This is a genomic window from Bradyrhizobium sp. MI1.7, assembly GCF_055811795.1.
The window spans coordinates 1-21,875 of record NZ_JBVVPO010000018.1 but is presented as its reverse complement, the minus strand read 5'-3'; the positions used below and the strand labels follow the sequence as shown (position 1 = coordinate 21,875).

At 60.9% G+C, this 21,875-nt stretch carries 21 protein-coding genes; 3 read left to right on the top strand and 18 right to left on the bottom strand.

What is annotated here, in order from left to right; all coding sequences use genetic code 11:
• The first annotated feature begins 62 nt into the window (after positions 1-62).
• Positions 63-695, top strand: a complete 633-nt coding sequence (locus AC0L3X_RS18405; RefSeq protein WP_092117184.1) for an acyl-homoserine-lactone synthase — start codon at positions 63-65, stop codon at positions 693-695.
• An 84-nt stretch (positions 696-779) separates the two neighbouring features.
• Complete coding sequence (locus AC0L3X_RS18400) at positions 780-1,739, top strand: LysR family transcriptional regulator (RefSeq protein WP_473316590.1); 960 nt, start codon at positions 780-782, stop codon at positions 1,737-1,739.
• Here the strand turns inward: AC0L3X_RS18400 and AC0L3X_RS18395 are convergent.
• From AC0L3X_RS18395 to AC0L3X_RS18330, 14 genes are all read right to left on the bottom strand, one after another.
• Positions 1,706-1,951 carry a DUF2274 domain-containing protein gene (locus AC0L3X_RS18395; RefSeq protein WP_473316589.1) on the bottom strand — a complete coding sequence of 82 codons (246 nt, stop codon included), beginning with the start codon at positions 1,949-1,951 and terminating at the stop codon, positions 1,706-1,708. The two genes, AC0L3X_RS18400 and AC0L3X_RS18395, sit on opposite strands and share 34 nt — an antisense overlap.
• A gap of 4 nt (positions 1,952-1,955) precedes the next feature.
• Positions 1,956-3,167 (bottom strand): TraB/TrbI/VirB10 family type IV secretion system protein, encoded by a 1,212-nt coding sequence (locus tag AC0L3X_RS18390; RefSeq protein ID WP_473316588.1) that lies wholly within the window; start codon positions 3,165-3,167, stop codon positions 1,956-1,958.
• The gene (gene trbG, locus AC0L3X_RS18385; protein WP_473316587.1) at positions 3,164-4,198 is read right to left on the bottom strand and encodes a P-type conjugative transfer protein TrbG; all 1,035 of its coding nucleotides are present in this window, start codon (positions 4,196-4,198) and stop codon (positions 3,164-3,166) included. The genes AC0L3X_RS18390 and trbG overlap by 4 nt, the downstream gene beginning before the upstream one ends.
• A complete protein-coding gene (gene trbF / locus AC0L3X_RS18380; protein WP_473316586.1) occupies positions 4,195-4,878 on the bottom strand; it encodes a conjugal transfer protein TrbF in 684 nt (227 codons plus the stop codon). Before trbF ends, trbG begins: the two co-directional genes overlap by 4 nt.
• A gap of 101 nt (positions 4,879-4,979) precedes the next feature.
• Positions 4,980-6,206, bottom strand: coding sequence for a P-type conjugative transfer protein TrbL (trbL, locus tag AC0L3X_RS18375; protein WP_473316585.1), 1,227 nt, complete (start codon positions 6,204-6,206; stop codon positions 4,980-4,982).
• Positions 6,203-6,574 (bottom strand): putative entry exclusion protein TrbK-alt, encoded by a 372-nt coding sequence (gene trbK-alt / locus AC0L3X_RS18370; protein ID WP_473316584.1) that lies wholly within the window; start codon positions 6,572-6,574, stop codon positions 6,203-6,205. Before trbK-alt ends, trbL begins: the two co-directional genes overlap by 4 nt.
• Positions 6,574-7,305 carry a P-type conjugative transfer protein TrbJ gene (gene trbJ, locus AC0L3X_RS18365; protein ID WP_473316583.1) on the bottom strand — a complete coding sequence of 244 codons (732 nt, stop codon included), beginning with the start codon at positions 7,303-7,305 and terminating at the stop codon, positions 6,574-6,576. The genes trbK-alt and trbJ overlap by 1 nt, the downstream gene beginning before the upstream one ends.
• Complete coding sequence (trbE, locus tag AC0L3X_RS18360; RefSeq protein WP_473316582.1) at positions 7,302-9,743, bottom strand: conjugal transfer protein TrbE; 2,442 nt, start codon at positions 9,741-9,743, stop codon at positions 7,302-7,304. Before trbE ends, trbJ begins: the two co-directional genes overlap by 4 nt.
• An 11-nt stretch (positions 9,744-9,754) precedes the next feature.
• Complete coding sequence (locus AC0L3X_RS18355) at positions 9,755-10,018, bottom strand: VirB3 family type IV secretion system protein (RefSeq protein ID WP_473316581.1); 264 nt, start codon at positions 10,016-10,018, stop codon at positions 9,755-9,757.
• A complete protein-coding gene (locus AC0L3X_RS18350) occupies positions 10,018-10,344 on the bottom strand; it encodes a TrbC/VirB2 family type IV secretion system protein (protein ID WP_473316684.1) in 327 nt (108 codons plus the stop codon). Before AC0L3X_RS18350 ends, AC0L3X_RS18355 begins: the two co-directional genes overlap by 1 nt.
• Before the next feature lies 1 nt (position 10,345).
• Positions 10,346-11,260, bottom strand: a complete 915-nt coding sequence (trbB, locus tag AC0L3X_RS18345) for a P-type conjugative transfer ATPase TrbB (RefSeq protein WP_473316683.1) — start codon at positions 11,258-11,260, stop codon at positions 10,346-10,348.
• A gap of 437 nt (positions 11,261-11,697) precedes the next feature.
• Positions 11,698-12,903: a pyridoxal phosphate-dependent aminotransferase gene (locus AC0L3X_RS18340; protein WP_473316580.1), complete on the bottom strand. Its 1,206-nt coding sequence runs from the start codon at positions 12,901-12,903 to the stop codon at positions 11,698-11,700.
• The gene (locus AC0L3X_RS18335) at positions 12,900-13,643 is read right to left on the bottom strand and encodes an HAD family hydrolase (protein WP_473316579.1); all 744 of its coding nucleotides are present in this window, start codon (positions 13,641-13,643) and stop codon (positions 12,900-12,902) included. The genes AC0L3X_RS18340 and AC0L3X_RS18335 overlap by 4 nt, the downstream gene beginning before the upstream one ends.
• Positions 13,644-14,333, bottom strand: a complete 690-nt coding sequence (locus AC0L3X_RS18330) for a GntR family transcriptional regulator (RefSeq protein ID WP_473316578.1) — start codon at positions 14,331-14,333, stop codon at positions 13,644-13,646.
• A gap of 109 nt (positions 14,334-14,442) precedes the next feature.
• Here AC0L3X_RS18330 and AC0L3X_RS18325 point away from each other — a divergent pair, with 109 nt between their 5' ends.
• Complete coding sequence (locus tag AC0L3X_RS18325; RefSeq protein ID WP_473316577.1) at positions 14,443-15,768, top strand: MFS transporter; 1,326 nt, start codon at positions 14,443-14,445, stop codon at positions 15,766-15,768.
• Positions 15,769-15,959: 191 nt separating this feature from the next.
• Here AC0L3X_RS18325 and AC0L3X_RS18320 read toward each other — a convergent pair whose 3' ends face one another.
• From AC0L3X_RS18320 to AC0L3X_RS18305, 4 genes are all read right to left on the bottom strand, one after another.
• Entirely contained in the window at positions 15,960-17,282 is a 1,323-nt protein-coding gene (locus AC0L3X_RS18320) for an MFS transporter (RefSeq protein ID WP_473316682.1), read from the bottom strand.
• A gap of 131 nt (positions 17,283-17,413) precedes the next feature.
• Positions 17,414-17,839, bottom strand: a complete 426-nt coding sequence (locus AC0L3X_RS18315; RefSeq protein ID WP_473316576.1) for a CopG family transcriptional regulator — start codon at positions 17,837-17,839, stop codon at positions 17,414-17,416.
• A gap of 6 nt (positions 17,840-17,845) precedes the next feature.
• Positions 17,846-19,834, bottom strand: coding sequence for a conjugal transfer protein TraG (locus AC0L3X_RS18310; RefSeq protein WP_473316575.1), 1,989 nt, complete (start codon positions 19,832-19,834; stop codon positions 17,846-17,848).
• 40 nt (positions 19,835-19,874) lie between these two features.
• On the bottom strand, positions 19,875-21,638 hold the full coding sequence (locus AC0L3X_RS18305) for a relaxase/mobilization nuclease domain-containing protein (protein WP_473316574.1): 1,764 nt from the start codon (positions 21,636-21,638) through the stop codon (positions 19,875-19,877).
• Positions 21,639-21,875: the final 237 nt, after the last annotated feature.

Here is a 21,875-nt window from a genome sequence, read left to right as displayed (position 1 = left end):
GGTGATGATTTGAGGCGATAATCGCGCTTCAAAGAAGGCTATTCATCACTTCTGGAGGGATTATGATCCAGTTGATCACACCACCTTCGTACGGAGAGCTTTCCGACACCCTCGTTGAGATGCATCGGTTGCGGCATCGTGTCTTCAAACTGCGCATGGCATGGGAAGTTGAGACGAGCGGCGACATGGAGATCGACGAATTCGACGCGCTGCATCCTGACTATCTAATCCAGGTGGATGAAAACGGCCAAGTGCAAGGATCCGTACGCCTGCTCCCCACGCTTGGCCCGACCATGCTTCGCGACACCTTTCCCGCGCTTCTTGAAGGTCAACCCGCGCCGTCAACTTCGCTAATATGGGAAAGCAGCAGGTTCGCTATCGACATTGCAGCCGACGCCCCCAAAGGAAATCACGGCATAACTCGCGCCGCATACGAGCTGTTTGCCGGAATGGTCGAGTTCGGGCTCTCACGACAACTCACTGATATCGTTACTGTCACAGATCTCCGAATGGAGCGAATCCTTCGACGGGTCGGTTGGCCGCTGCGACGCATTGGCAATCCAGCCACAATCGGCAACACCGTGGCCTTGGCGGGTTACCTTGCGATTTCGAGCGAAGTTCTCCGGAATCTCCGTAAGGCCGGAGGTCTTTCGACACCGACTCTCTGGACGCCAGTAATCTTTGCTGCCGCCTAGAACGATCCCTGCCAATGAACGAGATAGAGGTCCTCGCCTGGATTGGGGACTTCCTGTCTTGTGGTTTGTTACCGAGCTTCGAAAATGACAGAAACCGGGATCCGAAACGATCGGCGGAACGCAGCGAGCGCGATTGACCTGCAACAGCTTCGATTCGCTGTGGTTGCCAGCGACTACGGGAGCTTTCGACGAGCCGCTGATTTCCTTTCGATCAAGCACACTGTCCTGAGCCGATCCATCGGTCAGCTTGAATATCTGGTTGGGACTTCACTATTCGAGCGCTCCAGCGGAGGAAGCAAGCCCACTATCGCTGGCCAAGCGGTTTTGCGAATTGCGCGGCTGATCCTGGAACAGGTCGACATACTCGTTGAAACCGGGAGGTCTGGTGGTCGCGGGGATACTGGCCATCTTGTTATTGGCTTCTACACGTCCGTGTCTACCGGCAATTTGCGAGCGACGATAGGTGAATTTAAGAAGCGGCTCCCGCAGATCGAATTGGCAACGATGGAACGCTCTCGCTTTCATCTGATGACCGCGCTGCGTAACGGGACCGTCGACGTCGTCGTTAGCCCCGGACGTCTGGCTTCAATGGACGTCAAATCACTACTGCTGTGGAGCGAGCGCATCTTGATCTCGTTGCCTCAGGATCACTGCTTAGCGGCGTGCGAGACCATCTATTGGGCGGATTTGCGTAACGAAAAGATACTTCTAAGCAAGATTGATCCTGGACGAGAGCTCGAGGATCTCCTGATTTCGAAGCTCGCCTCACCTGACGACCGGCCCGCAGTAGAGCGCCACGACGTAAGCCGCGCCATTATCAAAAATCTGACGAGTATGGGCATGGGGCTCAGTCTGGTGATGGAATCGGATATCGGCGCAAGTTTCGCTGGGCTTGTGTACCGGGAATTGCACGACGGGAGGGGACCTAGCCGGGTGGACTTCTTTGCGCATTGGCGCGACGACAATGAAAATCCAGCTCTAAACCGTTTCCTCAATCTTTTGGCAGAGCGCTATCCCTCGCTTCCGCCGGCTCTCGAGGGGTGACCGGCTCGTCTCGCCTTTACAAATCCGCGGTCCGTGGCCATAAACCGCGCCAGCATGGGCGCAATCAGCTTTGCCGGATCGATGCGCTGCCCACTTTCGCTTGCCACGGCCTCTGCATAGGCGACGAGATCCCGATGCACTGATGCCGGAAGTTCAGTGGCGACCTTGACCGGCTTATCGTCTGGCAGCGCTCCTATTCTGAGCTTTGGCATCCCATTATCCTCCGTATGGCGCGAGTATGAGGTCACGATTGACAAGAACGCGAACTGGGAAACCAGGTCGCACGGTCAGCGTGGGCTGGATGTTGAGACTGCGCCGAACCACTTGCTGTCCGGTCTGGTTCAGTGAGTCCGAGGCGCCGTGCCGCAGTGCCTGGATGATGGCGCTGTCGTTGCTATTGGTGTCCGAGCCGGCCCCTAGCTCGGTACCGACAGCCAGAAACGTCGATAGTGCCGCTGCCTTGAAGAGTTCGCCCCAGTGATTGTCGACCTGGTCTTCGAGGCCTGCATATCCTGCGGAGTCAGCGCCGGGCTGTCGCTCGAGAACGATTGAACGTCCATTCGGCATGATCAGCCGGGTCCAGACCAACAGAACGCGGGACTGGCCGAACGTGACCTGACTATCATACATGCCGATTAGACGCGCTCCCTGAGGCACAAGCAGAAAACGGCCAGTCGGCGTATCAAAAACGTTCTCAGTGACCTGCGCGGTTACTTGGCCTGGAAGGTCTGATCGAATCCCGGTTATCAGGGCTCCCGGAATCACTGTCCCAGCCTGCACGATATATGGTGAAGCCGGCCTGGCGACACGGTCAGGGCTGACGGTGCGACCGTCCACGGAGGCGTTCACGAAGGCAAGCTTGCGGTCCTGGCCGTTCTGCGCAGATCCATCTTCGCCGGTGCTCGTTGCGCTCACCGGCACGACGCGGTCGCTTCCAACCGCCGAAGCGGAAGCCGGACGCACTTCTCGTCCATTGGTCGCAGCGAACAAATGGCTGATGCGGGCTGCCTCGGTTTCTTGATCTCGGCGCTGCTGTTCCGGATCACCGCCGATCGTCGGCGACTGGCCTTGAGCGGCAAGGATCGGTCGACCGAGATCCCCAGGGAGCGGCGGACCGAGTTGCGGGATGGGCTGGCGCGGAACGCCAGCATAATCCTTCGGCAGCGTCGCAATGCCGTCGGCAACATTGTGATGATCGGTACTGTAAAGCTCGTCGATCGCTTGACTACGGGAGCGATTGTTCTGTAGCGACCACAGCACCGCTCCGCCGATGACAAGCAGGGCAACCGCGCTCCCGCCGGCCAAGATCTTCCGCGACAACCGGGTCACGCGCGGATGCTCTGCTCTCAAGCGGAAGCTCTCGGACTGCTCCCCTTGTGTCTCAGGCGGAACTGCTTGCTCGTGATCGTTTACATTCCGAGTGTTCATGACGACGGCCTCCCATCGGTCCTGACAATACGGACCCTCTGCTGGTGCTCACCGCCCAGTCGGAGTTCTGCAGCAGCAAACAGCTGATCGACGATCAATATGTTGCCGTAAGCGCGGTAGTTGACGAGTTCGGTCTTGCCGTCTGGACCGATGACGAAGAGCGGTGGCATCTCGCCCTGCACGATGCCTTGCGGGAATTCGACGTAGACCTTGCGGCCATCGTCATATGCAGCGAGCGGCCGCCAGGAAGGACTGTCCCCCTCGATGGCATAGCGGGAGATGCGCTGCGCCGGATCCGGAAGAACGGGCTTCAGGGCGACCGAACGCGATCGATCGCGTGCAGTTTCTGGATAGTACCAGGCAACAGACGGCATGTATGGCCGTTCGCGGGAGCGGAGCTCGATCAGGTAGTTGCGTCGGTCAGTATTGACCACCAGATTGGTCTCGATCGATGCTCGGGTCGGCTTGACCAGGATATGGACGCGTCGTGTGTCGCCGCTGCCGCTCTCGGTATCTCCGACGACCCAGCGCACGGTGTCGCCGGCCGCGATCGGCCCTGATCCCGTCAACTGCTCCCCTTCCTCGAGCGCGATATCCGTGATTTGACCGGGCGCCGCGTAAATCTGATAGAGTGCCCCAGGACTGTAAGCGTAGATTTGCGCCGCGTTGAAATACCCTCGCTTGCGCGGTTCGACCCGGGCCGCGCTATTCGCCGTCTCCACTCGGCTCACGGGTTCAGCGTCTTCCTTTCCTCCCGACTTGCCGCCGAGAGCCGGCTTCCAGAGCGGCGGAACGTGAAGTGGTCGTGGTCTGTCGTCGAGAGCCACCGGCGGCGCCGGCAACGGAGGAACTTCAGCATCATAGCTGATCTCTGGCGGAATGTAGGTCGCGCACCCACCAAGCATCGACGAACAAAGCAGGAGAGCATGAAGACATGATCGCTTGGCGGTCACGAACTTGGGCCGAGTCGATTCGGGCCTGCTTTGCGCGAAAGGATGCTTCGAATGAAAGTCAGACGGCATCTTGGTCACTGGCTCAACTCCTTTGACCAGTTGATGGCGCGGACGTAGACGCCAAGGGGATTCTTGCGCAGACGTTCGGCATCGCGCGGTATCTCGATCATTACTGTGAGAATCGCGGTCCAACGCTCGGTCGAGTTCAACGAACCGTTTTCGTAGGTGCGCTGGGTCCACGCGACTCGAAAGCTTTCTGAAGATGCGCGTATGACGCTCGAAACGTCCACGGAGATTTGCGCCTTGCCCAGCTTGGCAAAGGGGTCATTGTTGCGGGCATAGTCGTTGAGCGCGGCGGCGCCACGATCGGTCGTAAAATCATAGGCCCGAAGCCAATTCTGGCGCAGAACGATGCCGTCAGCCGGCAGCCCTCTCACATCCTCGATGAAGCGAGCCAGGTGGTAGGCGATCTGCGCGTCAGTGGGTTGGTAGTCGAAGTTGGCTGGCGCAACCCTTTGGGCCTGGCCGAGATGATCGACCTCGACCACCCAGGGAGTGATCGATCCTTGGCTCGATTGCCAAACAAGCCCACATGCGAGGCTGGCCGATAACATCAGGCAGCCGAACGCCATCAGGCGCCAGTTCTTGGCTTGGACGCGCGCCGAACCAATGCGTTGGTCCCAAACCTGCGCTGCCTTTTGATATGGAGTGACTGGTTCGGGCATGCGCCCGTAATGAACGGAAGGTCGTTTGAACATTGATGATTGCCCCTAGGATCAAGTGATCGGTTTCAAGGCGTGTAGCGTCCGGGATAAAGGAACTGCCGCGTGGCGTGTGGCGAAAGCGCACTGGCTAAGTGTCATCGCTCTCCTTCAGACAAATCGACGGAGGAGCCGCTGCCACCATGATCGCCCGAGCGGACGGCGTGGCCAGCAGCCGAGGCACCATGCCGAATGGTCTGAGCACGCTTCATGCGGCGCGCCCAATCAGGCTGCCCATCGGCCGAGGTGCTCGCGGCCTGCTCGCCCGCTTGTCCACCTCCGAAGGCGGCCGCCGCTCGACGCAAAGGACTCATGGCGACCGAAGCGCCAGCCTCCGCGACACCAGCAAGGCCGCCGCTTCGATAGGCAGCTGATGCTCCGCTTATGACGGCGCCGCCACCGCGCGCGGCACCTGCGATTGCGCCGCCAGCGAGACCAGCGCCGCCGGCGGCGACACCTGCGCCTGCCGCAGCAATGCCGCCGGCAGCGAGACCTGTTCCAATCGCGGCACCGGCGCCGAGTTGGGGTCCGCCCGACACCAGGCCGCTTGCGATACCCGGACCGAAGATACCGAGGCCCAGCAAGGAGAGCGCCGCGAGCACCAGTGTCATCGCATCTTCGATGGTTGGCTGATTGCCACCAAAGCCAGTGGTGAACTGCGAGAACAGGGTCGATCCAATGCCGATTATGACGGCCAGGACCAAGACCTTGATTCCGGAGGATATGACGTTGCCTAGGACGCGCTCAGCCGCGAAGGCGGTCTTGCCAAACAAGCCAAAGGGAATGAGCACGAAGCCGGCCAGCGTCGTGAGCTTGAACTCGATCAAGGTGACGAAGAGCTGGATAGCCAGAATAAAGAAGGCGAGCAGCACCACGACCCAGGCGAACAGGAGAACGACGATCTGGACGAAACTCTCGAAGAAACTGATGTAGCCCATCAGGTTGGAGATTGAGTCGAGCAGCGGCCGGCCGGCATCGAGGCCGACTTGAGCGATCTTTCCCGGTCGTAGGAAATCCGCCGAGGAGAGGCTTGCGCCGGACGCTTTCAGCCCAAGGCCGGCAAAGCTCTCGAAGACAATGCGCGCCAGGCTGTTCCAGTTGCCGATGAGGTAGGCAAAGAGGCCCACGAAGAGCGTCTTCTTGACGAGGCGCGCGATGATATCCTCGTCCGGCCCCCAACTCCAGAACAACGCGGCAAGCGTGATGTCGATCGCCGCAAGAGTCGTAGCGAGATATCCGACATCGCTACCCAGCAGCCCGAAGCCGTTGTCGATATAGCGCGTGAACGTTTCCAGGAACTGGTCGATGATTCCGGTGCCGGTCATGGCTTGCTCGCGTCAGGTGTCGCCCGGGGCGGATATCCTTGCGGTATCCGACTCTGATCCTTTGGGGCGGGCGCCAAGCCTGCGGCGGAATCATCGTGGCCAAGAACCGCTGGACCATCTTTCTTGCCAAAGAAGCGACGCCGGTTTTCGTCCCAAACCCGCTTGCAACGTTGATAGCCTGCCGTGTCCTCCGAAGTGACGCCGCGGCAGCGTGCGAGGTCTGAGCTCGTTGCACCTGTCGTCTGCTCTGCCTTGGGCGGCGGCGGAGATTCCTCTCCACCACGAAGCTGAATCGTGCAGGCAGCGACGGCGAATACGCCGATTGTCGTAAGCAGCGACAACGCCTTGAACGCTCTTACATCGGTCATCAGTGGAACATCCGCACGTCTTGGGACTGATAGCCCTGTCCGGGGGTCAGGAACCGCCTGAGCTGTTCTCGCCCCTGATCCTGGGCCGAGGCGCGCTGAGCTGCTTCAAGGCTCTGCGCCCTGCCCTGCGCCGCCACCGCAGCCGTAAGATCGACGAGCTGTTGCGCCTGAAGCGCCAGGATCTGATTGCCGGCCTGGGTTGCCTGCAGCGCGCCACTGGCACCCTGGCTCGACGTTACGAGCGCCGACGTCTGGATGCGATTGGTGTCGAGGTTGCCGACCACGCCGGCCTGGACGCGAAGTGAATCCTGCAATGCAGCAACAGAGTTCTGCCACCGCGATTGAGCGTTGGTGATCAACGCCTGGCTGGACTGGCTCCCGGTGGCCGGCGCGTAGCTGGTTGAGAACGCTCGGTCGATTTGCTGAACGTCGTATGCAATCCGCTGGGCTTGAGCCAGCAATTGCTGGGTCCGCTGGATCGATGATTGCAGTTGCTGCAGCGACGAGTACGGCAGGTTTGCCAGATTCTTGGCCTGATTGATCAGCATCTGCGCCTCATTCTGCAACGAGGTGATCTGATTGTTGATCTGCTGAAGTTCTCGCGCAGCGGTCAGGACATTCTGGACGTAGTTGTTGGGATCAAAGACGATCCACTGCGCCCGCGCGGGCGCCGCGACGCCAAGCACCAGCGTGATGGTGCCAGCGGCCACGAATAGGCCAATACGCCTCATAGCGATTTCCCCAGATTGACGAGATTGGGGATCAGGTCGGCGGCCCAGGCGACACCACGGTGCTGGAGCCAGGCCGGCACGAAGCCGTCAGGTCCAAATTCGCTGAGGAGCTGCGCGATGGCAGCCTGGTCGATCTTGGAAGAGGCTGCAGTAAATGCGAGCGCAACCTCACCAAGACCAAGTTCGAACATCCGGTTGCCGCGACGGGATTGGCAGTAGTAGTCCCGCTTCGGCGTTGCCCGGCTCAGCAGCTCGATCTGGCGATCATTGAGGCCGAAGCGGCGGTAAATCGCCGTGATCTGCGGCTCGATCGCCCGTTCGTTCGGCAACAACAGGCGTGTTGGGCAGCTTTCGATGATCGCCGGTGCGATCGCGGAGCCATCGATGTCCGAAAGCGACTGGGTAGCGAAGACAACAGACGCGTTCTTCTTCCGAAGCGTCTTCAGCCATTCCCGGAGCTGACCAGCAAAATTCTCGTCGTCGAGGGCAAGCCAACCTTCATCGACAATCAGGAGGGTCGGCCGGCCGTCGAGGCGGTCACCAATACGATGGAACAGGTAGGCTAGCACGGCTGGGGCCGCGCTCGTTCCGATCAGCCCCTCGGTCTCAAACGCCTGGACCGAGGCTTCGCCGAGCCGCTCGAATTCGGCATCAAGCAAGCGTCCGGACGGACCGCCCAGGCAATAGGGTTGCAGGGCACGTTTTAGGGAGTTCGATTGCAGCAGGACTGACAGGCCCGTCAGGCTACGCTCCTGCATCGGCGCCGAGGCGAGAGACGTCAGCGCCGACCACAGATGATCCTTGACCTCCGGGGTGATCTCGATCTTCTCCCGTGCCAGGATCGCGCCGATCCATTCCGTGGCCCATCCGCGCTCGGAAGGATCGTCGATCCAGGCGAGCGGCTGCAGCGCGACGGGTTGATCGCCTCCGTCGGACAAAGCGCCGCCGAGATCATGCCAATCACCACCCATGGCGAGCGCGGCCGCTCGGATCGAACCGCCAAAATCAAACGCAAAGACCTGACCGTTCGGATAGCGTCGGAACTGCAGCGCCATCAGCGCCAGCAAGACGGACTTACCTGCGCCAGTCGGTCCCACGACCAAGGTATGGCCGACGTCACCGACGTGAAGCGAGAATCGGAATGGTGTCGATCCCTCGGTCTTGCCGAACAGGAGGGGCGGACCTTTAAAATGCACATCCCTCGCCTCGCCCGCCCATACCGCCGACATCGGAATCATGTGGGCGAGGTTGAGGGTCGAAACCGGGGGCTGCCGCACATTGGCGTAGACGTGTCCGGGCAGACTGCCGAGCCAGGCTTCTACGGCGTTCACCGTCTCGATCATGCACGTGAAATCGCGACCCTGAATGACCTTCTCGACCAGCCGCAGCTTTTCATCGGCGACATTGGGATCGCCGTCCCACACGGTGATGGTTGCCGTAACGAAGGCTTGTCCGATCTGGTCCGAGCCAAGTTCCTGCAGCGCGGCGTCGGCATCTAGCGCCTTGTTGTGGGCGTCGGCGTCGAGCAGGGTCGACGCCTCGTTGGTCATGACCTCCTTGAGGATGGCGCCAATCGACTTTCTCTTGGCGAACCATTGGCGACGAATCTTGGTCAGCAGCTTGGTGGCATCGGTCTTGTCCAGCATGATCGCCCGGGTCGACCAACGATACGAGAATGGCAGGCGATTCAGGTCGTCCAGAATTCCTGGTGTCGTCGCGCCGGGAAAACCGACAATTGTCAGAACCCGGAGGTTGGACGAGCCCAACATCGGCTCGAGCCCGCCCGTGAGCGGTTGGTCGGCCAACAACGTATCGATGTACATGGGAATTTCCGGCACGCGAACGCGATGACGTTTGGTCGAGATCGTCGAGTGCAGGTAGGTCAGCGTGTCCTGATCATCGAGCCAGGCGCATTCGGGCATGAATCCTTCGACCAGCTGCAACACGCGGTTGGTTTGATCGGCAAACCCGCGGAGCACCTCGCGCGCATCGGCTCCAACTGTGCGATCGCGACCCTCATAGAGCAATCGCTCTGCCTTGGCCGCCCCCTCCTCCGGCGGCAGATAGAGGAAAGTCAGGAAGTAACTGGACTCGTAATGAGCACCGGCCTCTTCGAACTGAGCTCTGCGCTCGGCATCGACCAGTGCGGATGCGACATCGGGAAAAGTGTTCGGCGGGTAAGCACCCGCAAAATGGCGCTGCGCCTCAACGAATACCGCCCAGCCTGATCCCAGCCTGCGAAGTGCGTTGTTCAAACGGCCGGCGACCGCGACAAGTTCAGCCGGCACCGCGCTGTCGAGGTCAGGTCCGCGGAATTTTGCCGTCCGTTGGAATGAGCCGTCCTTGTTCAGGATAATGCCCTCGTCGACCAGGGCTGCCCACGGCAGGAAGTCGGCGAGACGAGCGTTGGAATGGCGGTATTCGGCAAGGTTCATCATGACCGTGAGCCTCAGGCGTTGAGATGACCGGGAATGCGCAAATGTCGGCGCACCACATCGATAAAAGCGGGGTCGCGCTTGGCGGCCCAGACGGCGGCCATGTGACCGACGAACCAGAGCACGAGACCCGCGATCCACAGTCGCAGTCCAAGTCCAAGCGCCGCGGCAAGCGTGCCGTTGACGATCGCAACCGCGCGCGGCGCACCACCCATCAGGATTGGTTCGGTGAGTGCTCGGTGAACGGGCACGGCAAAACCTGCAACCTGCTCATCCATCAGATCGCTACGCCGCCGCCGAAAGAGAAGAATGAGAGGAAGAAGCTCGAAGCCGCGAACGCGATCGACAGACCAAACACGATCTGGATCAGCCTGCGGAACCCACCGGACGACTCGCCGAAAGCGAGTGTCAGCCCGGTGACAACGATGATGATAACGGCGATGATCTTGGCAACGGGGCCTTCGACCGACTGCAGGATTTGATTGAGTGGCTGCTCCCACGGCATGTTGGAACCGGCTGCCAATGCCGGCGCCGTCGCCAGAAGAACCATGCCGGAAGCGGCCAATGAAGCGGCTCCTCCAAGAAAGCGAGATAGCAAACGCATGTCAGTCTCCTGCTGCTGAAAGGCTGTAGTCGCCGGCGGCACCAAGCCCCGTGACGAGGCCGAGTTCGACGAGACGGCGGTCAGCGCCGCGCCCAGCAAGGACAGCGACGAGGTTGATGGTCTCGGCGATCAGGGCACGCGGAACCGTGATGACGGCTTCCTGGATGAGTTGCTCGAGCCGCCGCAGCGCGCCGAGCGCGCTGCCGGCATGAATAGTACCTATGCCGCCGGGGTGACCGGTGCCCCAGGCCTTGAGCAAATCGAGTGCTTCAGCACCACGGACCTCGCCGATCGGAATACGATCCGGGCGCAGTCGCAGCGAGGAGCGGACAAGATCCGAAAGCGTGGCCACGCCATCTTTGGTCCGCAGCGCGACAAGATTAGGTGCCCTGCACTGGAGTTCGCGTGTATCTTCGATCAGCACGACCCGATCGGAAGTCTTTGCGACTTCCGCTAAGAGCGCATTCGTCAACGTCGTCTTGCCGGTTGATGTCCCGCCGGCGACGAGTATGTTCTTGCGAGCGGCGACCGCGCACCTCAGGATCTCGGCTTGCTGCGAGGTCATGATCTCCTTGGCGACGTAGTCATCGAGCGTAAATACGGCGACAGCGGGCTTGCGGATAGCAAAGGCGGGAGCGGCGACGACCGGAGGCAAGAGGCCTTCGAAGCGCTCGCCGGTCCCAGGCAGTTCGGCTGAAACGCGCGGCGAGCCGGCATGCACCTCCGCGCCTACGTGGTGTGCCACCAGGCGAACGATGCGCTCGCCGTCCGCCGAGGACAGAGTTTCGCCTGTATCGGTGAGCCCACTCGACAGCCTGTCAATCCACAGCCGCCCATCAGGATTGAGCATGACCTCGATGATCGCTTCATCTTCGAGGTAACCGGCAATGGCCGTGCCAAGCGCGCTTCGTAGCATTCGCGCACCACGCGAATTCGCTTCTGCTTGAATGGAATGGATTGCCACTGTCGCCCCCACCGATTGAGGGCGTCCAGGAGCCCCTCAGATGGGGATGAATAGAAAAGGCACTAATCTGCTCAACGCAACAATAGCTTTCTGTGATCGTACCCCAGCGCAGGAATGGCGGAGCGAAGGGATATCTGACTGCTCAATTTGTGCAGGTGCCGCTCGATTCTGAGTCTTATCCGCTAAATCGACTGAGTTGCCGTGTGAATTGCATGTGATCACGCTTAAGCTGTTTTGATAGGTTTATTGACTACGACGCAGAACGCTCGAACTATAAAACGATTCCTCCGCTCAGCAGGTCTACGCAGTAGCAGCTGCGACGATTTCGAGGTGCAACGGGCCGGTGACATCTTCCGTAGCGCCGAAGGACAATGCAATGGCACCACGTCTCATTTCAGATAACGATGCGTCATTTTGACGATGCGCTGCGCTGCAAACGCTGCAGCCTCATGATCTTGGGAAAAATTTAGCCGGATGCTGTGTTGATACGGCCCGAACTCGGTGCCCCCCGTCACGATCACATCGGCTTGATGACGCAGCAGCTGCACGAACTCCCCAAGTGAGACCGCGAGGGGAGGTAAAGTTGGAAATAGATAGCTACCAGCCTGCGGCTCGCGGGTGGCCAGACCTCCAACGCGAAATATTGCGAGGAGATTGTCGCGGATCGCTTGATGATGTTGAATTCGATCCTTTAGCCAACCTGCCGGCTCCCGAAACCAGGTCCGAAGAACCGCCTGATTGTAGCCCGCGGCGCGCAGCGAAACGATGGCCTGCAATTTCTCCATCCGTTCGACGACCGCAGGTGCGCCGAACGCGATGCCGAGTCTGTAGCCACTCAGCGACTCCGTCTTCGACGGACCCATGATGGTGATGACACGATCCTCCGGAAGGCCGGCGGCGCGGATATGCGTATAGGTCTGGTTCGCGTAGAGAAGCCGGGAGTAGAGCTGATCGGCGATGACCGTCACATCGAACGCGGCGGCGAGCCGGGTGATCTCGTCGATTTCACGCTTTGAATAGACGGCGCCGGTCGGATTGTTCGGATTCGAAAACAGAAAGACGCGCGCGCCCGCTTCGAAGGCGGCTTTGAGTTGCGCGAGGTCCAGGCCGGCGTCCTCCGAGCCCCCCAAATAATTCATCGTCACCGGTACCGGATGCCCGCCGAAGAATTCGACGAGTTTGCGGTTGGCGAAATAGTCCGGCTCGACGATGGCGACCTTATCGCCGGAATCGACTAGCGATGCGACCGCCAAGAACAGCGCGCCTTGCGTGCCCGGCGTGACGATCGTGCCATTGTCGGCGGAGATTGGAGCGCCCGTAAACGTGGCGAGTGCTGCGGAAAGCTTGGCGCGGATGTCGGCCGAACCGCGATACTCCGTGTAGGCCTGTCGTCCTCCGGCCGCGAGCGCCTCCGAAAAACGGTCGGATGCACCGGGCGTCGGCGGAAAGGCATCGACGTCACCGTGCGAGAAATCGACCGGGCGTCCCGGAATTTTCTCACCACGCATCAAATTGCCGACGTTTCCGGCTGCTTGACGCACCTCCTGGCCCGGCGCACTTGCGGTGGCCAGCGCCGCGAACTTGTCGATGATCATTGCGGCAGCGAGACTGGTCGCGGTGCATCTTGCGCCGATTTGTGCAGGTCGACCAATTCGGCGAGCGAGTTGACGGTCAGGGTCGGATCAGCGGTGGCGGCCAGGGTCGCTCCGGTGCCCTTCTTCCCGTGACGGCGATTCACCCAAACCGTGGTCAGGCCAAGCCGGTTTCCGGGCGTGATGTCGTGGTGTTTGCTTTGCGCGGTGTGAAGGATTTCGCTCTTCCCGATCCCGTGCCGCGCGGCTTGCGCGATGGCCGAGTCGAAATGCGGCTGGCCGGGCTTGTAAGAGCTCACATCTTCCGCCGTGACCGTGAACAGGAACGGCACCTCCAGCATCCTGAGCGTGCCCGTGAGCGAGGCGTTGTCGACGTTCGAGAGGATGCCGAGAGCGAAGTGCTGGCTCAGGTATCGCAGGCTCTCGACAGTGTCCGCGAACGGACGCCAGAACGGCACCGAGCGCGCGAACTCGTCCGCGCGGGCGGGGTTCTCATCCCAGCCGAACTGCTCCTCGATGTCCCGCCACGAGCGACGCAGCACTTCGGGATACAGCAACGTCGGACGCGTTTGTTGATGCTTGGCCTGCATGAGCGCGAACGTGCTGACGACGAGATCCGCGGGGACCTGGGACTTCATCTCCGCGAGCCACGGCTGCACCAGTTTGGATATGGAAGAATCCCAGTCGATCAGCGTGCCGTAGCAATCGAACGTCAGCAGTTTGAATTTGGAGAACGCGAGCATTTACTTCTCTTCCTTGGAAAGTTCGTCCCGGTGCAGGTGCGTCTGTACGCGTCTGGTCGACGCGTCTGTCTGATCGACGATCAAGCGGCAGGCTTCGTCGACGTCGCCATCGCGAATCTTCGCGACGATGAGGAGATGGCTGTCGACCCAGTCGGCGCTGAGGCCGGAATTGGCCCACGCCGGGAGCAGATAGCGGTTGATGCCCTGGTACAGGCCCCCGATTTGCGCGAGCAGGCGCGGCCGCTCGGCCCGCTTGTAGAGGCTGCGATGAAACTCCCAATGCAGGTTCGCGCGGTCGAGCGGATCCGATGCCTGCGCGGCCCTGTTCAGAACAGTTTCGGAATATTGCAGGTCCGCCGCGGTGAGGCGTGGGGCCGAGTGGCGGAGCGCATGCGGTTCGAGCAGACCGCGCAGTTCGGCGATCTCGAGAAAGTCCTGCTCCGAGATTGGAGAGACGGTCACGCCGCGGTTGGGATGCAGCACGGCCAGCCCGTCGGCAATCAGCCGCTGAAGCGCTTCGCGCACTGGCGCAACGCTGACGCCGAACCGTGCGGCAACGTCGTTCTGCTTGAGCTGCGCACCGCCGGTGATCGTTCCTAGCAGGATGGCGCGGCGCAGTTGCTCGGCGATGAGGTCCGAGGTTGAGAGCTTGACTGCCGAGATGCCTGCGAGGGCGTCGGAGAGCGTCATTCTTGACATTCCTGTCGTATCGCGTGATCTTCGATTATCGATAATCTAATATCGATATGAAATCAAGAGGCCTTTGCTTGCATAGCCAAGCGCGTAAGGAGCTGAAAAAATGGCGGAAATTTCGGAGACGACGATTCTTGCGACCGGGGCTCGGCCCGGCACGCTATCCCGGACGGCCCTGGCGGCCACGGTCGGCACCACGATCGAATGGTACGATTTCCAGGTCTACGGCCTGGCTGCGGCGCTCATCTTCAACTCGCAATTCTTCCCGAACTTCGACCCGCTGGCCGGCACGCTGCTGTCATTCGCCACGTTCGCCGTCGGGTTTCTCGCGCGCCCGATCGGCGCGATCATCTTCGGCCATATGGGTGATCGCATCGGCCGGAAGTCGACGCTGATCGCAACGTTCCTGCTCACTGGCGTTGCGACACTCCTTGTCGGCTGTCTTCCGAACTACGATGCGATTGGCGTATTCGCGCCCGTCCTTCTCGTGCTGCTTCGCCTTGTCCAGGGCATTGGCCTCGGCGGTGAATGGGGTGGTGCCGTGCTGGTCATGACCGAAAGCAAGGCGCAAACACGGCGCGGGCTTCTCGGCAGCCTTCCCCAGTTGGGATCTCCTGCCGGATTGGTGATCGCGACATTGGTCTTTGCCGCAACCACGGCAATTCTGGGTAAGGATCAATTTGCGTCCTGGGGCTGGCGACTGCCTTTCCTTCTGAGCATTGTGCTGGTGGTGGTCGGCGCGCTCGCCAGATTCTCCATGCCCGAAAGCGAAGCTTTTTCGAAGGCGAAGCGCACCAATGCAATCGCGGCGTTTCCGCTCGTGGAAACATTTCGCACCCAGTGGCGGGAGGTTTTGCTCGCGGCTGGATTGTTTCTCGTCACCAGCGGCGGCTTCTACGTCTATGTGACTTTCATGGTCGCCTATGGCTCGACGAACCTCGGTTTGTCCAGGGAGCTGATGCTCAACGGGGTTCTGACGTTTGCAATCACCGAGCTGCTGATCATTGTGCCGGTTTGCGCGTTCTCCGATCGGATCGGACGGCGGCCGGTCTTCATGGCGGCTGCGATCTTCACGATACTGTTCGCTTTCCCCCTGTTCTGGCTCGTCAACACCAAAGTGACCTCGTTGATCTTCCTCGGCATGGCCATCGGAGGAATATCCAACGGTGTCCTGTTCGGAATCATGGGGTCGTTCGGCCCCGAGCTCTTCAAGACCAGCGTCCGCTACACCGGGGCTTCGCTGGGCTATCAATTGTCAGCCGCGCTCGGCGGCGGACTGACCCCGCTGATCGCGACCGCATTGGTCAAATGGGCGGATGGCAATTACTGGCCGGCTCCCGCTTGGCTCGCGGGCCTCGCCTTGGTGAGCCTGATCGCCGCGGTTGCCGCGCCCGAAACGCGATCGCGGTCACTGTCCGAAGAAATGGATTGAGCATCAAAGAGAGTGTGCCCAGAAGCGACCGGGCACATTCTCACGTCCGATGGCAGAAACGCACGGCGCAAACTCAAATTGCCACGCGATGACAATCACCGGCGAGCAAGTGGCGCAGCAGCCAACTGCGCCCCGCTGATCAAGCTGATGTTCGCAAAACAGTGCTACCGCATGGCGTTGCAGGGCGTTACTCACCACTCCGCGTCATAATCCAAGGGCATGAGCATACCCGCCTCCTCATACAAAAAGATTGGCTTCACTTCGTCGGATATGGCGATGACCATATAAAATGAACCAATCCGCCAAAAGAGACATTGAAGCGAAGGCAGCGCGAACCAAACTAACGTCAAGATCTGCAGCGCTACGCTGAAACCGAACGCGACTTGATAGGCTTCGATGGACCTGTGGCCATCGTTCATGGGCCATTGCTCCAGGATCAGTCCTGTCGCGTATTGCGCCAGAAATGCCCATCCAAAGTGGAGTACGTTCAAGGCGCCATTGGCACGACCGGCAAGCTCCGGCGGATAGTAGTCGGCTATCACCGCGAAGCTGACCACGGGTGCCGTTCCAACAATTGCGACAACGGACCAGAGCAAAATGGATGGCAAAGGCACGCGCAGGATCACGGCAAGCTGCGCTGCGATGAACAGCAGCGCAACTACCGCCAATACGATCTCCGCCCCGACTCCCCTTCGCCTAAAGCTGTGGACCGTCGTACCGAATAACCAGGCGCCGCCGCTTAGTACGATCGACATTATGAACAGCTGTCCAACGAGGCTCGCACGATCGAGGCCCTCCACGTCCATCAGCCACGACGATGCCCACAAGCCTTGCAGGGACCAGGCCGATCCAACGCAGGCCGCCGACAATGGTGCCGTTCGCCAGAAGCGTCGATCGCCGAAAACGAAGCTAAGGGTGGCGGACGTTGTCGATGGGACAATGCTTCGTTCAGGCACCACGACATAGATGAGCATGGCCATCGCACCGGTAGCGGTCGCCAGGATTTCAAACAGCTGTCGCCAGCCCATCAAAGTGAGCAGGTGCTCGGCCGGAGCCGTGGCGGTGACTGCCCCCAGTGATCCCAACATGATCATGTAGCCGTTCAGCAAGGCTACTCGTTCCCTGGGAAACCAAAGGATGATGGACTTCAATCCGGCCGTCAGCGCCGCCGCCATGCCAAGTCCGATCATTGCTCGCGCGATCAAGAGCGACAGGAAGCTGGTCGAGACCGCGAACAGTCCGGCGCCCACTGCTGCGAGCAAAAGCAGAGCGCTCTGGACGCGACGCGGACCAAAGCGGTCCAACAAGATGCCGACGGGGATCTGAGCCGCCGCGAATACCAAGAAATAGACTGACGTAAGCAATCCGAGGTCGGCAATCCCAATCCCGGTATCCGAGCTGAGATGACCGGCGATCAAGGCGTTGATCGTGCGAAAGAGATACGAAAGATAATACCCAGCGGCAAAGGGGAGAAAAACGCGCACAATTCGATGCCATACTGTTGATAATCGCATGCTGGCCCCTTTTGCTCTCGGCTCATTCGAGCCGATAGCGCGGTCAGCTTTTCTCAGTTCGGCTAAATTGCTGCGGTCGTAGGCTGGCGTAGAAAAAGAAGGAGCGGGCACGATAGTGTTAGGACGCTCAATCAAGCGTCGCCGGCGGGTTCCTGACGGCCGATATCTTCTGGGACCTCGCGCAGAAAGCTTTGCCCCTTTTGCAAGCGACGCCCGAGCGCTTCCACAAATCCTTCAAAGCGCTCCCTGCCCTTCATCTGCGCGGCCGCCTGCGCATCGTTGGGCAAGGGCGGAGTGATCGTTAGCCAGAAGCGGATGAAGAGGGCCAGGGCCTCTGCCGTCAAACCAACATCACGCTCCAGCCGTTGCATCTGACGCGACAACCGATCGAGGCGACGGGCAAACGCCGCCTCCTGCCGCTCCGCTCCGTCGGGCGACAGAAACGAAGCAACAGCCGCTTCCACGATCGCAGACCGGGAAAGCTTCTTGCGATCAGCGAGATCTGAAATCTGCTTCAAAAGCTCTGGCGGGAAATAGACGTTCATCCGGTCACGCATACTGCCTCAAAGCTCCAAACCGTCGTTCGGGTCCATGGCTACCTGACGGGCGACGCCGCGCATCAGCTGACGCATAAGTCGGGACTGACGGACGGCATCCTCGTCGTCGTCAAGAACGACGGAAAATTCTTCTACCGGCGTCAGCTCGGTTGTCTCCTTGGCGATCGCGACGTGATCGGGAAGCTCGGGCTCGCGGCGGAGGCCGCTGTTTGCGGTGTCTTCCTCGCCCTCCGCGGCGCTCTCGGTTGGACCAGTCGCCGGCTTCAGCGTTCCAAGCGTTGACCATCCGTCCGTTCGTGATGATCGACCGGCCCCCGCCGGATCGGGCGGCGGCAAGACCCGTTCGGTGAACCGCCGATCCTCGTAGTAGCGAACCTTCTTCGCCCGGATCGGCGGCGTGCCCGCCACCATGACGATCTCGTCCATCGGCGGAAGCTGCATGACTTCGCCCGGGGTCAGCAGGGGCCTTGCCGTCTCCTGGCGCGAGACCATGAGGTGCCCCAGCCAGGGGTTCAACCGATGTCCCGCATAATTTTTCATCGCCCGCATCTCGGTCGCTGTGCCGAGCGCGTCGGATACCCGCTTGGCGGTTCGCTCATCGTTCGTCGCGAAGCTGACGCGGACGTGGCAGTTGTCGAGGATGGCGTTATTTGGCCCGTAGGCCTTCTCGATCTGATTGAGCGACTGCGCGATCAAAAAACTCTTGATGCCGTATCCAGCCATGAAGGCGAGCGCGGACTCGAAGAAATCAAGCCGCCCAAGTGCCGGAAACTCGTCAAGCATCATGAGGACTCGATGCCGGCGGTCGCGGGCATGCAAATCCTCGGTCAGGCGCCGGCCGATTTGATTCAGCACCAGGCGGATCAGCGGCTTGGTCCGCGAGATATCAGAGGGCGGCACCACGAGGTAGAGCGTCGTCGGGCTGCCATCGGCGATCAGATCAGCGATCCGCCAGTCGCAACGGCAGGTCACCTGGGCCACCACGGGATCGCGGTAGAGTCCCAGGAACGACATCGCGGTCGAGAGGACGCCGGATCGTTCATTCTCCGACTTGTTGAGGAGCTCGCGCGCGGTCGAGGCGACCACGGGATGAGCGCCCTGCTCGCCAAGGTGCTGCGTGGTCATCATCGCCTTCAACGTGGCTTCGATTGGCCGCTTCGGGTCGGACAGAAAGGCGGCCACGCCGGCCAAAGATTTGTCTGCCTCGGCATAGAGGACATGGAGGATTGCACCCACCAGGAGCGAATGACTGGTCTTCTCCCAATGATTCCGCTTGTCGAGCGAGCCTTCGGGGTCAACTAGGACGTCGGCTACGTTCTGAACGTCGCGGACCTCCCACTCACCGCGCCGGACCTCGAGGAGCGGATTGTAGGCTGAGGACTTTGGGTTGGTCGGGTCGAACAACAAGACTCGGCCACGCTGCGAGCGGAAGCCGGCGGTCAGTTGCCAGTTCTCTCCCTTGATATCGTGCACGATGGCCGAGCCGGGCCACGCTAACAGCGAGGGCACGACAAGACCGACGCCTTTGCCGGATCGAGTGGGTGCAAAACACAATACATGCTCCGGTCCGTCATGGCGGAGGTAGTCGCGGTCGAGCTTGCCCAGCACCACGCCATCCGGACCGAGAAGTCCGGCCGCTCGAACCTCGTCCGCATCGGCCCAGCGGGCCGACCCATAGGTGACGACATTCTTGGCTTCACGCGCCCGCCAGACCGACATGCCGATCGCCACGGCAATCGAAACGATGGTCCCCGACGCCGCGATGAAGGCCCCCTCGGCAAAGACCTGCGGCGCATAGGCGTCGTAGACGAACCACCACCAGAAGAAGGATGGCGGGTAATAGACCTTGAAGCCCGACAGTTCGAACCAGGGCCGCCCGAGCTCCGGCTGGTAGGCCAGCCGCCAGGCCGTCCACTCGGTTGCTCCCCAGATGGCGAGCAAGACAATCAGACCGACAGCGAACAATTGTCCCCAGAGGATCTTGGTTCCGGACATCCCGAAAGTCCTTTGCAGAATTGAATTGAGGGAGATCAAGCTAGAGGCCGAGATCGCGCTTCCGACCAAAGCCCCATTCGATGCCGCTCCCGTCCGTCACCGAGCCGGCGACGTGTTGGCCGAGCCTTTTTTCGAGGTCGCGCGACCAGGGCACGAGTTGGAAGCCAAGCCCGTCGTCGATCATGGCGAAACGTCCCGAGGCGAGCGTCAGCCGCTGGCGATACGTGCCCGCCACATGCTCGCCGGAGGAGGCCCTCACATAAGGCAAGCCGGTGTCAGCTGAGACCTTCGCTGCCACCACGTCCAGTTCACGTCGCCGCAACGTGTTCAGGAGGTCGCGCTGCAGGATAATGCGCTGGCCCTGTCGCCGTGCCAGGCCCTCCCGGATCAGATGCTCAGTACGAGCTTCCAAGGCGGCGCGGACTTCGCGCCCGAATCCGCCCATAGCGAGCGCCATCGGATCGCGTTCGACCAGCCGATGATCGAGCCAGGTCGCCCCGTTCGCCGTAACTTGCGCGCTGAGATCCAGATCGGAACGAGTCGCGAGGACCAAGGTGGGGTGCGCATCGCCGGGTTGACCGAAGCGTCGGACTTCGACGATCCCCCCGACTCGCGGAGCATGTTCGAAGGCCTCGATCCCTCTGAAGCGCACGTGGTGAGCGCGTCCGTCCGTTGCGTCGATCAGGGCATAAGCCTCGCCCGTCAGTTCGTCGTGCAATCCCCGATCAACCAGTCGTCCAGTGATCTGGGACGTCGGCGGCCCACCTTCGATGACGTAGTCGGCGACGCCGCGCGCTTCCCCACGCTCGGTGAAGGCGCGGTGCATGGTCTTGATGATGTCGCCGCGCATGCCGAGGTCACGCAACCTACGTTCGGCCTCGAGTCCCACCATCCACCGCCCAGGTACGGCCGATGCAGCAAGGCCCATCTTCTCCAGGTGTTGAAGCCGGCCGACCATCAGGCGCCGGATCTCGGGATCAGACCTCGCGGGATTTTCGGGACGAAGATCGACATAGCCGGTTTCATCAGCCGCCAGCCGTATCTGCTGATCGAGCCGCGTCCATCGCTCCGCCGTGACTTCCCCCTCCAGGGAATTGCGGATCTCATGCTCGGGCTTTGGGCCTAGTTCGATGGCGACCAGTTCCTCGGCGCGTGAGCGCTGGCCTCGGCTGATGTAGTCGCGGGAGATCACGAGATCGGCCCCGTTCTCATCGACGCCCCGGACGAGAAGATGGACGTGAGGGTTGTCCGTATTCCAGTGATCGACGGCTACCCAATCGAGCCGCGTGCCGAGATCGGTCTCCATCTGCCTGGCGAAGTCACGGGTGAAAGCCCTGAGATCGGTCATGTCGCCGGCGTCTTCGGGCGAGACGATGAACCGGAAATGATGGCGGTCGTCCTTGCAGCGTTCTGCGAAAGCCGTGCCGTCAGCACGGTCGCTGCCGCCATCGAACATCTCGGCCCTCTCGCCGCTTCGGGTGACGCCATCGCGTTTCAAATACGAGAGATGTGCAGACAGTGGTGCCGAGCGGAAGGCTCGTCCCTTGTGGCGAACAACGCGCGCCTTCACAACGACTCGGCGCGTTGGGCTGAACAACCGGCTGCGACTGAACGCTAGCCGGCCGCGGCCAAACGTCGAGCGCCCATAGACCGCAGAACGCCTGCCACCCGCGGCCTGACCCGAGGTGTGTCCGGCCTTCTTCGCGGCACGAAGTACCTGGTTGATGAAGCTCTTGGGCTTCGGTGTGCGGGTGCCACGGATGCGCCCGGGCCGAATACGAAGATCGCTGTCATCAGCGGTCATGGCCGGGCCTCGAAACCTGCACAGGCTCCCACAGTGCCGAAAACATCCCTGAATCTTCTGGAGAAAATCTTGGGCGCGGCACGCTCCCCGACCGACCGGCACGTCGGAACACAAGCCATGTCAATGGCTTGCGGTTCGACCGGCGAGCCCCTTTTATCTCGCCTTCCTAATCGGGCGGGCAAAGTCAACTCATTCCTACGCTTTTCTTCGACTCTTCGTACTTCAGCCATTACCGAC